Consider the following 14010-nt stretch of genomic DNA (forward strand, 5'->3'; position numbering starts at 1 on the left):
CCGACTGCCGGCGTCGCCCGGCCGACCACCTCCGTCACGGGGGAGGGAGGTCAACCGGGCGGCGCCGGTCGGGCGCGTCGCTGCCGGGCGGCCTCGTAGAGCGCGACCGTGCCGGCGGTCGCGGCGTTCAGCGAACTCGCCGAGCCGGCGATCGGGATCCGGAGCATCCGGTCGCAGGACTGCCGCCAGGCGGCGCTGAGCCCGGAGGTTTCGTTGCCGACCAGCAGCACGGTGGGGCCGGTGAGGTCGTGTTCGGCGATCTCCACCTCGCCGGCCTCGTCGGTGCCGAGGACCTGCACCGGCAGCCCGCGCCCGCGCAGCGCCGTCACCCAGTCGAGCACGTCGCGGTGCGACCCGGTACGGACCACCGGGATCGCGAAGAGCGAGCCGGTGCTGGCCCGGACCGCCCTCGGGTCGTACGGGTCGGCGGCGTGCCCGACCACCACCAGCCCGGCGGCGCCGAACGCGTCGGCGGAGCGGACCAGCGTGCCGATGTTGCCCGGTGCGGTGGGCCGGTCGAAGACCACCACCAGCGCGTCCGGTCCGGTGGGGATCCGGTCCAGCCGGTCCGCCGGCAGACCCACCACGGCGATCAGTTCGGGCTGGTCCTCGTCCTTGCCGCCGAGTTCCCGCAGCAGGTCGGGGGCGACCGCGACCCGGCTGCCGGTGGTCTGGTCGAGCAGGTCCCGGGCCCACCGGGACAGCGGCACCCCGTCCAGGTGCAGCAGGGCGTGCACCGGCCAGCCTTGCCGCACCGCCAGGCTGATCGGCCGGACACCCTGCACCAGGAACTCGCCGGCCCGCTGCCGCTTCGTCCGGTTGGTCAACAGCGCCGACCACTGCTGGAAGCTGGCGTTGCGGGTGGTGACCCGCAGCGCCCTTCCCGCCCGCGCCGAGCCGGCCCGACCGGTCGACCCGGCTCGGTCGGTCTGGCCGGCTCGGTCGGGGGAGTCGGTCCGCGCGGAGGTCCGTGGCCGGCCGGCCGGGCTCCGGCCGACGCCGTCTGCACGCACCGGACGACGATACCGCCGGCCGCCCCGGCCTACGACCGCAGTACCGCGACGAGCGTGTCGTTGACCGTGGCCACCTCGAAGTGCTCCGGCGTCACCAGCCTGCGGGGGAAGCTGATCTCCTGGCGGGCGGTGCCGAACGGGAAGTCGTCGGCGTGGAACCTGAAGACCAGCCGATCTTCGACGACGTGCAGCACCACCACGTCGATCCGGTCGTACGGGTTGTCCCGGAGCCGACCGGCGAACTCGGCCGGGGTGCCCGACCGGGCAAGCTCCGTGAGGAAGGTGATCCGTCGGTTGAACTGGGCGGTCGGGTGGCTGTAGTTGGCGTTCCACTGCACGAACCCGTAGTACGGGTTGAGCGCCATCAGGTCGGAGTGCCCGGTCAGCACGACCGGATGCCCGGTGCCCCGGTACCGGCCGTCGATGAACGCGCTCAGCTTGGCCGGCGGCGTTCCCCACGCCTTCGCGTCGGGCTCGTGGAACGGCGGCAACTCGCCGTTCGGCAGGGCACGGTTGTGCGCGTTGCCGATGTCCGCCAGCACCAGGTTGACGAAGCGGTCACCGGCGAAGATCGCCAGCAGTACGCCGAGGGTCGCGGCTACCCGCCAGACGTGCTCGGCGGAGAATCTGCCGGCGGCGTACCGGACCGCCCGGACCGCCGCCAGCGCGGCCGCGGCCAGCAGCACCGTCGGCACCAGTTCGCGCATCCGGAACGACATCAGCGGCGTGCCGGCGACCAGGAACAGGAAGCCGATCACGTGCCAGGCGTACAGCGCGAGGAGCACGGTGAGCAGTGCCCGGGACAGTGCCTCCCGGGCGGTCACCACCAGGAAGACGAGGCCGACCAGGCACAGCACGCCGAGCACCGACGGTTCGAGCATCGGCAGGGCCAGCTTGCCCGAGTTCAGCGTGATCCACCGGTTGTTCAGCGACTCGAAGTGCGGCGCGGTGAGGAAGTTCCAGGCCAGCGGCGCCCAGTACGGCGACGAGCCGAGCGCGGCGATCCCGAGGATGCCCATCGGGCGGCCGACCTCCCGCCAGTTGACCCGGCCCTGCCAGCGGGACCAGGCGAGTTGCAGGAGCAGCACGATCGGCAGGACGAAGAAGAAGTAGTAGTAGACGGTGAACAGCACCGCGCCGATCGCGCCCAGCAGCAGCGGGGACCAGCGCCGCAGGCCCGGCCGGGTCAGTCCGGGCCCGATCTGGAGCCACCACGGCACCAGGGCGACCAGGACGAGCCAGGCGTACGTCTCGGTGAGGTTGGGGACGATCAGCGGTGTCGCCGAGATGAGCGCGGCGACCCGGGCGGTCACCACCCGGCGCCACAGCAGGTACGACACCAGCGGTGTGAGGAACGAGACCGCGATGCTGCCGTACTTGAGCATCCACCACGGCGGCAGCCCGGCGAGGTCGGCGGCCCGACCCAGCACCCAGAAGTACGCCGGTGCGTAGTACGCCGGCAGGCCGCGGTAGGTGTAGTCGGCGCCCCACCACGAGTCGGCGAACCGGGTGACCGCCTCGGTCCGGAACATCTGGTCGCCGTCGAGGGCGTACAGGTCGTACGGGGTGCCGTGCAGGCCGACCACGACGGTCAGCGCGCCGAGCCCGCCGAACAGTGCCGGGAGCAGGTCGGAGTCCCACGACTGTCCCCGGCGCCGGGCCCACCACACGGAGCCCGCGGCGAGCACGGCGACGACGATCGGAGCGGCCCGCATCCCGTACTGGACCCGGCCGGAGTACGGGTTGAAGTTGGCGGCCTGGGCCAGCGCCTCGGTCGCCAGCACGAGAATCCCGACCGCGGCGGCGAAGAGCAGCGGTCTGACCGCGACGAGCCCTCGGCGTACCCCGGTCCGGGCGGGCGAAACGGCGCCGGTGTCCGGTCCGCCCGGGGTGGTCGCCGGCTCGTCGACCTGGTGCGGCGCGGAGTCCGGAGCGGCCCGGCCCCGGTCGGCGTCGGGCTGCTCCGGGCCGGTAGGGGGGCCGACCGGCTGCTCTGGAGATTCGACCGGATTGTCGAGGGCGCGCTGCATATGGGCTCCAGCAGGAGAAGTCAGGGAGAGGAGAGCCCTCGTAGGGTAGCGGGATGATCAACTCCCGAGCCGCTCGTACCCGGTGGCCGAGTTCATTTGGTCGCGCCGCTGGTGAACCCGTTGTAGATGAAGCGCTGTAGCAGCAGGAAGACGATCAGCGTCGGGACGATGACCAGGATGACCCCGGCCGAGATGACCTCCCACTGCGCCCCGAACGGTCCCTTGAACCGGAACAGCGAGGTGGAGATGACCCCGAGGTCCCGGTCCGGCATGTAGAGGAACGGGATGTAGAACTCGTTGTACATGGTGATCCCCTTGATGATCACGACGGTCGCGATCGCCGGCTTCAACAGGGGAAGGATGATCCGGAAATAGATCGTGAGATGGCCGGCGCCCTCGATCGCGGCGGACTCGTCCAGGTCCCGGGGAATCCCCCGGAGGAACTGCTGGAAGATGTAGATCGAGATGATGTCGGTGCCGAGGAAGAGCACGATCGCCGACCACCTGGTGTTGAACAGGCCGAGATTCTCCACCACCTGGAAGGTCGCCACCTGGGTGGTCACCCCGGGCACCAGGGTGGCCAGCAGGAACAGCAGGATGATGGTCTTGCGGAACCGGAACTCGAACCGGTCCAGGGCGTACGCCGCCATCGAGCCGATCAGCACCGTACCGGCCAGCGACACGGCCAGGATGATCGACGTGTTGACGAAGGCCCGCAGCATGCCGCCCTGGGTGAACGCCGTGACGTAGTTGTCGAGGTTGAACCAGTTCCCCGGCGGGTCGAACGGCGCACCGTTGATGAATTCCTCGTTGGTCTTCAACGAGGCCATCAGCAGCACCAGCAGCGGCGCCAGCACCACCAGGGAGGCGACGACGAGGGAGGCGTACTTGAGGGTCAGCGCGATCCGGGCGCCGAGCGTACCCAGGCCGGTGGCGGCCCGGGCCCGTCGCCGCGGTGGTGTGCCGGGGGAGCGGAGGGCGGGCAGGCTCACGACAGGTTCACCTTCTCGTCGGGCACGACCCGGCGCTGGATCCAGGTAAGCAGCAGGATGATCAGGAGGAGTACGACGGCCATCGCCGAGGCCAGCCCGACCTTGTAGTACTTGAACGCCATGTCGACGGTCTGGATCACGAACGTCTCGCTGCCGTTCGCCCCGCCGGTCATGATGTACGGGATCTCGAAGACCGACAGCGATCCGGAGACCGCCAGGACGAACGACAGTCCGACGATCGGCCGGATGCCGGGCAGGATCAGGTAGCGGAACTGGTGCCACCGGTTCGCCCCGTCCATCTCGGCCGCCTCGTAGAGTTGGGCCGGGATCGATCCGATGGCGCCGAGGAAGAGTACGAAGTTCAGCCCCAGGTAGCGCCAGATCGACGTACCGGCGAGTGAGTAGTTGATCACGTCCGGGTCGCCGAGCCACTGCTGCGACAGGTCGCCGAGCCCGAAGACCCGCAGCGCCGAGTCGAGGGTGCCGCCGGGCTGGAAGAAGTAGAGGAAGACCATCGCGATCGCGACGCCGTTGATCAGGTAAGGGAAGAAGATGATCCCCTTGAAGAGGTTGCGGAACCTGACGTTGAAGCTGAGCACGGTGGCGAAGTAGAGCGCCAGCGCGATCTGCAGCACCGACGCGCCGACGTAGTAGAGGCTGACCCGGAGCACCTCGAAGAGTTCCGGGCGGGTCGCGATCTCGACGTAGTTGTCGACGCCCACGAACTCCTTGCTCGGGCTCAGGCCGTTCCACGAGGTGACGCTGTAGCCGAACATGTTGAGCACCGGGACGTAGGTGAAGACCGCGAGCAGCGCCACCGGCACGAGCAGGAAGAGGTACGGGGTGAGGGTCCTGCGCCGGCGCGGCACCGGCCGGCGCGGGCCGGTGGGACCGAGCCTCCGCCGCGGCAGCGCACCGGTCGACCCGGAGAACCGACTTGCGGTGTTCGTCGGAGTTGCCATCTAGGAACACAAACCTTCCGGGTCGGACCGGGCCGTTCGTCGTCGCGCCGGCCGCTACCCGACCTTCGACCTCGTCTCCGCCCACTTCCTGTTCAGGTCGGCGAAGATCTGTTCCTTGGTCTCGCGCCGCGCGCCGCGCGCCGCGTCCACGATCCGCTGCCGGTACGTGCCGTCGTAGAGCGCGATCTCGGCGGCGTTGCCGACCTTCTCGGCCAGCCCCTCCTCGCCCTTCGGCGCCGGGTTGAATTCGATGAACTCGGTGCCGGCGGCGGTCAGGTCGGCCAGGGTGCTCGGCATCGCCTGGTCGATCACCGGTGAGATCCCGCCCTGGTCGACGGCGTAGTTCGACTCGTCGGCGAACCAGTCGACCCAGGCCCGGGCGGTTGCCTTGTTCTTCGAGTTGACGTTGATGCCGTTCTTGTAGTCGCCGCTGATGACACTGTGGAACGTGCCGTCGACCTGGGTCGGGAACGGCAGGTAGCCGATGTCCGTCTTGGCGGTGGCGGCGTCCTGCATCTGCACGATGGACCAGGAGCCCAGCATCATCGTGGCGACCTTGCCGGTGCCGAGCATGCCCTTGGACTGCTCCCAGTTGGTGGTCGTCGGGTCCGGCTCGGTCAGCCCGCGCTGTACGGCGTCGAAGAGCAGCGAGTCCATGATGTGGTGTTCCTTGCCGGGCGCCCACGGGGCGTCGTCCTTGCCCAGCTTGATCGCCGCGTCCGGGTCGCCACTGATCCCGCCGCGATTGCCCTCCCACTGGCCCAGCGGCCACTTGTCCTTGTAGTTGGTGTAGAGCGGGATCGCGTCGGTCTTCTCCTTGATCGCGGCCAGCGCGCCGAGGAACTCCTCCGGCGTCTTCGGCGGCGCGGTGACGCCCGCCTGCTGCCACACCTTCTTGTTGTAGACGAAGCCCTGCGCGTTGCCGGTGATGGCGAGACCGTAGACCTTGTCCTCGAAGCGCTGCTCGGTGCGGACGAAGCGGTATTTCTTCTCCAGGTCGGACACGGTGCCGAGCGGCTCGAAGAAGGTCGGCAGCAGGTCGGCGGTGACCGAGTTGGGGATGGGGAGCACGTCGCCGTACTCCTTGGTGTTCATCCGGATCCGGACCTCGCCCTCGTAGTCCGTGATCGCCTCGAACTTGACCGTGGTGCCCGGGTACTTCGCCTCGAACGTCTTCTTGTAGTCCTGGAAGACGGTGTCGACGATGTCGGTGCGCTGGGTCAGCACCGTGATCTCGCCGGTGACGGCGCCGTCGCTGCCGCCCTCGTCGTCGCCTCCGCCGCAGCCCGTCGCCACGGCCAGCACGAGCGCGAGGGCGGCACCGGCGATTCCGTACTTTCTCATATGCGCGTCCCACCTTTCGGTGTCCACATTGACATTGCACGGGCGTAGTGGCGCGCCTCGGGGAGGGTGGGATAGGCGTCGCGACTTGCAGGGAACGTACACGCGGGTTACAGCCGTGTCAACGACGTGACAACGCCTTAGGGGAGCTGAACTGTTAAGTGGATAAACCGGTTCAGGCGGAGCCTCCGATGTATACCGCGTGACCAGCGAGGGAGACCCGGAAACCCCGGTCCACAGGGTGCGGGCGGGCTCGCCGTGAACCGGTTTAGGGTACGGCCGCCGGGCCGCCTCGCTGGACGATCCCGAGAGAGCGGCGCAGATACCCGGACTCAGCGACGGCCGACGCTATGTCTTTGCCCGTTGGTCGGGTCGACAAGGCGACCGTAGGGGTAGCTAATGTGGCGGTATCGGCCCCGGTGGGCCCCAGGCAGAAGTGACGCCGAATGGTCCGTCGAATCGTCCCGGCGGGTGACGCGGTAGCGGGGGCGCTAGCCGCTGGCGCCTCGTTGCCGGCGCCAGGTCTCGACGACCCGCTCGACGTCGAAGGTCGGCAGCACCACCGGCGGTCCGTCGACCAGGCCGCGCCGGGCCAGCACGATCCGTTCGTTGAGCGCGGTCACGATGGCCCGGACCGCCGGCTCCGACGACTCCCGGGCCAGCCGCTGTGGCAACTGCTCCGCCTCCTTGCGGATCCGCAGCGAGGCCGGGCCGATGTCGGTCAGGTTCTCCCGGCGTACCCAGTCCCGGATCCACCAGTTTTCGTCGTACGTGCCGCCGTGTCCCGGTAGCGGCTTGCCGGCTCCGGGGAGGTTGTCGAACTCGCCGCGCTCCTGGGCCTCGCGGATCTGGCGTTCGACCCGGGACTCGTGTCTGCTCGACATCGATCGTCCTCCCGTCCCGCCCCCGTCGGCCTGGGCATATGTCCTCGCACCAATCCTAGGCCGGCCCGGCGGAACACCCCTTTGCTGTGTGCGGGCTCAGCAACGTGGTCGATGCGGCCCCGCCCGTGTCATGCTGCACCCACCCGGGGCGGCGATGTCGTCGGCGTACCCGGAGATCCCGCCGACCGAGCTGAGGAGTTTCCCGCCGTGTCAGCCAGCGAAGCGGCACCCGCGGTACCGGTCGCACCCGCCCGGCGGTTGCTGCGACCACTGCTGTTCGGCCTGACCCTGACCGCCGTCCTGGCGCTGCTGTTCGGGGTGCCCTGGTGGACGCTGCTCGCCGCCGGCGCGCACTGGCCCACCCCGTTCTTCGCCGCCGGCACGGCGCTGTTCGCCGTGGCCCTCGTCGCGTTTCCGGTGCTGATGTACCTCGGGCACGGCCGGGGGCGGGACTGGGCGGCCCGGACCGGCGACACCCTGCTCGGCGTGGTCTGGGTGCTCTTCGTCTGGGCGGCGCTCGGCAACCTGCTGCGGGCCGGGCTGGCGGTCGGCGGCGTCGCCGACCCGGCCCGGTCCCGGATCACCGCCGCCGCGGTCGCGGTCGTCTCGGTGGTACTGCTCGCCTGGGGGTACGTCGAGGCCATGCGGCTGCCCCGGGTCCGCCGCGTGGAGGTGCCGATCGGTCGACTCGGCCCGGGGCTGGACGGTCTCCGGATCGTCCTGCTGACCGACACCCACTACGGGCCGATCGACCGGGCCGGCTGGTCGGCGCGGGTGGTCGCCGCCGTCAACGAGCTCGACGCCGACATCGTCTGCCACACCGGAGACATCGCCGACGGCACCGTCGCGCAACGCCGGGCCCAGGCCGCGCCGCTCGGGCAGGTGCGTGCCCGGCTGGCCCGGACGTACGTGACCGGGAACCACGAGTACTTCGGCGAGGCGCAGGGCTGGCTCGACCACATGCGGGACCTCGGGTGGGAGCCGCTGCACAACCGGCACCTCGTGGTCGAGCGGAACGGCTCCCGGCTGGTGGTGGCCGGGGTCGACGACGCGACCGCCGGCTCGTCCGGGCGCCCCGGACACCGTCCCGACCACGCCGCCGCGCTGGCCGGGGCCGACCCGGACCTGCCGGTGGTGCTCCTCGCCCACCAGCCGAAGCAGGTCGGTGCGGCGGTCGCGCACGGCGTCGACCTGCAACTGTCCGGGCACACCCACGGCGGGCAGATCTGGCCGTTCAACCTCCTGGTCCGGCTCGACCAGCCGGCCGTGCGGGGGCTGAGCCGGCACGGCGACCGGACCCGGCTCTACACCAGTCGCGGCACCGGCTTCTGGGGGCCGCCGTTGCGGATCTTCGCACCGAGCGAGATCACCCTGCTGACCCTGCGCCGCCCGTGAGCCGCCCGGTCGCCCCCGGCATGACGGGCGGCCCGTCGGGGTAGGAGTCGCACCGACGGAGTTCCTCACCGCCGGAGGTGGCCCGGTGACCAGTCGCATCGCCCAGTGGACCCTCGACGTGCGCGACGTCGACCTGATGGCCCGGTTCTGGTCCGAGGTGCTGGGCTACCGGATCGAGCCACGGGACGACGGCAGCGCGAAGCTGTGGCCTCCGGACGGGGCGCCGATCACGGCGCCGAGCATCTGGCTGCAACCCACGGCGCCGGAGAAGGTCGGCAAGAACCGGCTGCACGTCGACCTCGGGATGGACCGGGGCGACCCCGTCGCGGAGGTCGAACGGTTGATTACTCTCGGTGCGAGGCGGGTGGACGTGGGGCAGCGCGGAACCGAGCCGTTCGTCGTACTGGCCGATCCGGAGGGCAACGAGTTCTGCCTGCTCGACCGCCCGACCCGCCGTGCCTGACCCGAGCGTCCAGCGGGTGGTGGTCGAATTGCCCATAGATTGATGCTGGTGTATTTTCCCTGGCAGGATCCGACCGGATTTGGGCGGACCCGGCAGAGGGAGCGCGCATGTCCGTATTCGGCACATCCACCCTACGGCGGGGACTCTGCGTGTTCGCACTGGCGGCGATCTGTGCCTGGAGCGCCGCGCCGCACCGGTCGGCCGCCGCGACCGCCCCGTCGTTGCCGGCCGCCCCCGATCACGCGCTGTACGCGACGCTGCTGCCCGCCGCCGGGGAGGTCGAGACCCCGCAACTCGCCGTCCGGTGGCCGGGCCGGCCCGGTGCGGCGTTGAGCGTCTCCCTGGGAAACGCCGGGCGGTACACCCCGCTGGTGGCCGACCGGGTGCTCGACACCGGCGCGAACCTGGTCGCGCTGCCGCTGCCCGCCGAGGCGGCCGGCGCGATCCGACTGCTGATCCGGGACGTCACCGGGGCGGTGTTGCACCGCTCGACCCGGGACCTCGGCGCACTCCGGCAGACCTCCGCGTTCGGCTGGTCCGCGGGCGACACCCGGGCGGCCGCCGCCCCCGGCCTGTACGCGGGCGGCAACTTCACCCAGGCCGGCGGCGCCGCGGTCGACCGCCTCGCCACCTGGAACGGCTCCGCCTGGTCGAGGCTGGGCGGCGGGCCGGACGGCTCGGTCACCGCACTGGTCGTCTACGACGGCGACCTGATCGCCGGCGGCAGCTTCCTCACCGCCGGCGGGGTACGGGTGAACGGCATCGCGCGCTGGGACGGCACCACCTGGTCGCCGTTGACCGGCTCCGCCGGCACCGGGGTGATGACCACCTCGCTCGACTTCGTCGACGCGCTGACCGTCTTCGACGGGGACCTGATCGTCGGTGGCCAGTTCCTCCGGGCCGGCGGGGTGACCGTCAACCACATCGCCCGGTGGGACGGCGCCGAGTGGTGGCCACTGACCGGGTCCGGCGGCACCGGAGTGGACGTACCCTCGGTCTGGGACCTGACCGTGCACGACGGCGCGCTGATCGTCGGCGGCGGGTTCAGTCAGGCCGGCGGCACGGCGGCCAACCGGATCGCCCGGTGGACCGGCAGCGCGTGGTCGACGCTCGGCACCGGCTTCAACGGCGACGTGCTGGCGCTGGCCGTCTTCGACGGCGCGTTGGTGGCCACGGGTGGGTTCACCCAGGCTGGCGGCACCGCCGCCGGCTACGTGGCCGAGTGGACCGGCGGCGGGTGGGCCGCCCTCGGTGCCGGGCTGAACGCGGAGGGGCGGGCCCTCACCGTCTTCGGCGCGGCGCTGGTCATCGGCGGCACCTTCACCGAGGCGGGCGGGGCGGCAGCGAACTACCTGGCCCGGTGGGACGGCTCCGGGTGGTCCGCGCTGGGCGGTGGCACCGAGGACATCGTGCTGGCCCTGGCCGTCCACAATGGCCGCCTGATCGCCGGGGGCTTCTTCACCCGGGCCGGCGGGATTGCGGTGAACCACGTCGCGGGCTGGAACGGCAGCGCGTGGTCCGCCCTCGGCGGCACGGCCGGAGTCGGCACCGACGCCGGGGTGTACGCGCTGCACACCGTCTGACCGCCTTCCCCGGCCACCCCGCCGACGCGGCGGTCCCACCCGCGCGGGCGTCGGCGTTTCGGCGGTGATCCCACGCAGCCAGTCCTGACAACTCGGTGGTATCACGCTCATCGGACATCTGCCCGCGCCCGGAGAGCCGTGGCCGAGGGGCGCTCAGCGGCGCGCGGCCACGCTCTCCGGCACTCCGTCGGCGTACGCGTCGACGAGCTGCCGCTCGGCGGTGCGCAGGTAGTCGTCGAGCGCGGCGTGCGCCCGTTCCACCTCGCCACCGCGGATCAGCTCCAGCAACTCCCGGTGCCGTTCCAGATAGGGCTGGTGGAAGGTCTGCGGCGCGGCCATCACGTGGAACGCCAGCCGGATCTCGGCCAGCGCCTGGCGCATGATCTCCTCGATCCGGGGACTGCCGGTCAGGCCGGCGATGGCCTGGTGGAACTGCATGTTGGCGGTACCGACGTCGAACCACCGCTGCTGCGCCGCCGCCTGCTCGCCCTCCACCAGCGCGGCCTCCAGCGCCTCCAGCGCCTCGGCGGAGCTGTTGCCGGCGTTGCTGATGGCCGCGCACTCCAGCACCCGGCGGACCCGGTAGATGTCGACCACGTCCTGCACGTCGAGCACCCGGACGAAGACGCCCCGGTTGAGTTCGTGCACGACGAGCCGTTCGTGCATCAGTAGTCGGAACGACTCCCGCAGCGTGTTGCGGGAGACCCCGAGCGCCGCCCCGATCATCTCCTCGGAGAGCCGGGTGCCCGGCAGCAGGGCCCCTTCGGTGATCCGCGCCCGGAGTATCTCCGCCACCCGCTGCGCGGTGCTCGCCCGGGTGATCAAAGAGCGGTCGTCCTGGAGCTTCGCCAGCCACGTCACCCGGTCATTGTCCTTCATGCCGTCGGGCCCACAATCGAGAGAAGGTCCATGATGCGACGAGGGTACAAGTCAACATGACCATTGACGGATTGTTCAACAGTCTGCCAACCTGAACTCACGGCGTTCACCACAGTCCCCCAGGAGGTGCGATGTCGGTCATCCTCGATCTGAACAGTGACCTCGGCGAAGGCTTCGGGGTCTGGCAGCTGGGCGACGACATGGCACTGCTCTCCGTCGTGACCAGCGCGAACGTCGCCTGCGGCTTCCACGGCGGCGATCCGACGATCATGCGCCGGGTCTGCGCCGAGGCGATCAGCCGGGACGTCTCCATCGGTGCCCACGTCGGCTACCGGGACCTGGCCGGCTTCGGCCGCCGGGCCATCGACATCGAGCCCGACCGGCTCTCCGACGACGTGCTCTACCAACTCGCCGCGCTGGACGGGATCGCCCGCAGTGAGGGCGGCCGGGTCCGGTACGTCAAGCCGCACGGCGCGCTCTACAACCGCACCGTGACCGACCAGGCGCAGGCCGCCGCGGTGGTCACCGCCGTCTCCGCGTACGACCCGAGTCTGCCGATCCTCGGCCTGCCCGGCTCGCAACTGCTGCGCCAGGCCGACGAGGTGGGGCTGAAGACCGTCCGGGAGGCGTTCGCCGACCGTGGCTACCAGGCCGACGGCAGCCTGGCCAAGCGCGGCAGTCCAGGGGCGCTGGTCACCGATCCGGACGCGGTCGCCCGGCGCTGCGTCAAGATGGCCACCACCGGGCAGGTGACGGCCGTCGACGGCGCCCCGGTGTCGGTACGCGCCCGGTCGATCTGCGTGCACGGCGACACCCCGGGGGCGGTCGAACTGGCCCGCCAGGTGCGCACCGCATTGCAGGAGGCGGGCGTCAGCCTCGCCTCGTTCGTCTGACCTTCCGCCGAACCACCAGCACGCCCGCTGGATCGGTGACCGTCGGCCCGGCTGCCACCGCGCCGACGGTCACCGGCTCCCGCACCTCAACGGCTGCCGCCCGATGCCGCGGGCGGCCGCCTCAACCAAGTGATGCGCCGGCTCCACCTTCCGGTTGGCCTTCCAGATCCGGAACCGGCGCGGCTATCGAGGAAAGGTCGAAGATCACCTTGGATGTGCAGAAGTTGACTCAGAGTGTACGCGGCCGGCTGAGGCTGATCACCGCCACGGGCATCGGTGCCGCCCTGCTGCTCATGCCGGGCACCGCCGGAGCGCAGCCCGCCGGGGACGCCGGCCCGGCGGGGGAGTGCTACGACCGCACCCGCCCGACGACGTACGAGGAGACCCGGATCGACACGCCCGCCCAGCCGGGCGGGGTGCAGGTGCCGAGCACACTGATCGAGGTCGGTGGCTTCACCCCGTTCGTCACCCGGCTCACCGCCGAGCTGTGCGGGGTGCGGTCGGTTGACCAGGCCGACAAGCTGCTCAGGTCCCGCGGTGCCGAGCTGTGGCGGACCGCCGTCGAGCGCGCCCAGGGCACGCGCTGGATGGGCAGCATCGAGCGGTACGACGACCGCCCGCTCTACTGGTCGCGGCTGACCGCCACCCGTGACCTTCGACAGTGGACGCCCCGGTTCCGGCTCACCGACACGATCCGGGCGGCCCTGCTGAAGACCTTCGAGTACGCCTCCCGGGGCATCTCGTCGACCGACTTCTCGACCAGCCGCTCGGTGACCCGGGTGCTGGTCAGCGGCTTCGACCCGTACCAGCTCAACGGGGAGATCCGCCGGTCCAACCCGTCCGGCGCCTCGGCGCTGCAACTGGACGGGCAGGAATACCGGGTCGGTGACCGGACCGTGCAGATCCAGGCCGTCTCGCTGCCGGTGACCTGGAGCGGTTTCGACCTCGGCTACGTCGAGGACGCCTTCGGGCCGCACCTGACCCGGAACAGCCGGGAGCGCGCCGACCTGATCATGACGATCAGCCAGGGCGGCCGGGCCCGGATGGCCATCGAGCAGTGGGCCGGGGCCTGGCGCGGCGGCAGCCCGGACAACAACAACGAGGGCACCGCCGAACTCGTCCCGCAGGTGACCAACTGGCCGCAGCCGGCCACCGATCCGGAGTTCATCGAGACGACCCTGCCGTACCAGCAGATGATCGACGCCGGCACGACGCCCTGGCCGACCGCGCTCAACCCGCGGATCTGCGAGTGGACCGGGAACACCAGGCCGGACCCGACCAAGGTCTCCTGCCACGACAACGGCCCCTCCCCGGACGCGCAGGCGCAGGCCGGCGGCGGCGGAAACTACCTCTCCAACGAGAGCATGTACCGGTCGAACCGGCTGCGACTCGCCCTCGGTGCCACCGATGTCCCCGGCGGGCACCTGCATATCTCCTCGCTCGTGTATCCGCAGAACCCGCTGGACATCATCGACGCGCCGTTCGCCGCCGACCGCGCGCAGACCATCGAGCAGACCGTCGCCCTGGTGAAGGCCGCGGGCGCGGCCGTCTCCTGAGCCGTCGGCCGGGCCCGGG

The 14010-nt window shown here is 71.0% G+C and carries 12 protein-coding genes; 5 read left to right on the forward strand and 7 right to left on the reverse strand.

Features of this window, described 5'->3' with window-relative positions:
- Positions 1-50 precede the first annotated feature (50 nt).
- From ACSMXO_RS19260 to ACSMXO_RS19285, 6 genes are all read right to left on the reverse strand, one after another.
- Positions 51-875, reverse strand: coding sequence for an RNA methyltransferase (locus tag ACSMXO_RS19260; RefSeq protein ID WP_346257597.1), 825 nt, complete (start codon positions 873-875; stop codon positions 51-53).
- A gap of 167 nt (positions 876-1042) precedes the next feature.
- Entirely contained in the window at positions 1043-3043 is a 2001-nt protein-coding gene (locus ACSMXO_RS19265) for an arabinofuranosyltransferase (RefSeq protein WP_455418819.1), read from the reverse strand.
- 92 nt (positions 3044-3135) lie between these two features.
- Positions 3136-4035: a carbohydrate ABC transporter permease gene (locus tag ACSMXO_RS19270; protein ID WP_346257454.1), complete on the reverse strand. Its 900-nt coding sequence runs from the start codon at positions 4033-4035 to the stop codon at positions 3136-3138.
- A complete protein-coding gene (locus ACSMXO_RS19275) occupies positions 4032-4997 on the reverse strand; it encodes a carbohydrate ABC transporter permease (RefSeq protein ID WP_346257455.1) in 966 nt (321 codons plus the stop codon). The genes ACSMXO_RS19270 and ACSMXO_RS19275 overlap by 4 nt, the downstream gene beginning before the upstream one ends.
- A 54-nt stretch (positions 4998-5051) precedes the next feature.
- Positions 5052-6341, reverse strand: coding sequence for an ABC transporter substrate-binding protein (locus tag ACSMXO_RS19280; protein ID WP_455418820.1), 1290 nt, complete (start codon positions 6339-6341; stop codon positions 5052-5054).
- Positions 6342-6829: 488 nt separating this feature from the next.
- Positions 6830-7222, reverse strand: coding sequence for a DnaJ family domain-containing protein (locus ACSMXO_RS19285; protein ID WP_346257457.1), 393 nt, complete (start codon positions 7220-7222; stop codon positions 6830-6832).
- Positions 7223-7429: 207 nt separating this feature from the next.
- Between ACSMXO_RS19285 and ACSMXO_RS19290 the strand changes: the two genes are divergently transcribed.
- The 3 genes from ACSMXO_RS19290 (at position 7430) to ACSMXO_RS19300 (ending at position 10663) form a co-directional block, all read left to right on the forward strand.
- Complete coding sequence (locus ACSMXO_RS19290) at positions 7430-8617, forward strand: metallophosphoesterase (protein ID WP_455418821.1); 1188 nt, start codon at positions 7430-7432, stop codon at positions 8615-8617.
- An 85-nt stretch (positions 8618-8702) separates the two neighbouring features.
- Complete coding sequence (locus ACSMXO_RS19295) at positions 8703-9080, forward strand: VOC family protein (protein ID WP_455418822.1); 378 nt, start codon at positions 8703-8705, stop codon at positions 9078-9080.
- 107 nt (positions 9081-9187) lie between these two features.
- Entirely contained in the window at positions 9188-10663 is a 1476-nt protein-coding gene (locus tag ACSMXO_RS19300; RefSeq protein ID WP_455418823.1) for a hypothetical protein, read from the forward strand.
- Between the two features lie 153 nt (positions 10664-10816).
- Here ACSMXO_RS19300 and ACSMXO_RS19305 read toward each other — a convergent pair whose 3' ends face one another.
- Positions 10817-11524: a GntR family transcriptional regulator gene (locus tag ACSMXO_RS19305; RefSeq protein WP_346257461.1), complete on the reverse strand. Its 708-nt coding sequence runs from the start codon at positions 11522-11524 to the stop codon at positions 10817-10819.
- A gap of 149 nt (positions 11525-11673) precedes the next feature.
- Here ACSMXO_RS19305 and ACSMXO_RS19310 point away from each other — a divergent pair, with 149 nt between their 5' ends.
- A complete protein-coding gene (locus tag ACSMXO_RS19310) occupies positions 11674-12435 on the forward strand; it encodes a LamB/YcsF family protein (protein WP_346257462.1) in 762 nt (253 codons plus the stop codon).
- A gap of 224 nt (positions 12436-12659) precedes the next feature.
- Positions 12660-13991 (forward strand): hypothetical protein, encoded by a 1332-nt coding sequence (locus ACSMXO_RS19315; RefSeq protein WP_455418824.1) that lies wholly within the window; start codon positions 12660-12662, stop codon positions 13989-13991.
- The last annotated feature ends 19 nt before the right edge of the window (positions 13992-14010 follow it).

The organism is Plantactinospora sp. DSM 117369 (genome assembly GCF_053764795.1).

Excerpts from the sequence above, each read along its gene's own strand:
- ACSMXO_RS19265 (WP_455418819.1), bottom strand. The coding sequence starts at position 3,043 with ATGCAGCGCGCCCTCGACAATCCGGTCGAATCTCCAGAGCAGCCGGTC.
- ACSMXO_RS19275 (WP_346257455.1), bottom strand. The coding sequence starts at position 4,997 with ATGGCAACTCCGACGAACACCGCAAGTCGGTTCTCCGGGTCGACCGGT.
- ACSMXO_RS19280 (WP_455418820.1), bottom strand. The coding sequence starts at position 6,341 with ATGAGAAAGTACGGAATCGCCGGTGCCGCCCTCGCGCTCGTGCTGGCC.
- ACSMXO_RS19285 (WP_346257457.1), bottom strand. The coding sequence starts at position 7,222 with ATGTCGAGCAGACACGAGTCCCGGGTCGAACGCCAGATCCGCGAGGCC.
- ACSMXO_RS19300 (WP_455418823.1), top strand. The coding sequence starts at position 9,188 with ATGTCCGTATTCGGCACATCCACCCTACGGCGGGGACTCTGCGTGTTC.
- ACSMXO_RS19310 (WP_346257462.1), top strand. The coding sequence starts at position 11,674 with ATGTCGGTCATCCTCGATCTGAACAGTGACCTCGGCGAAGGCTTCGGG.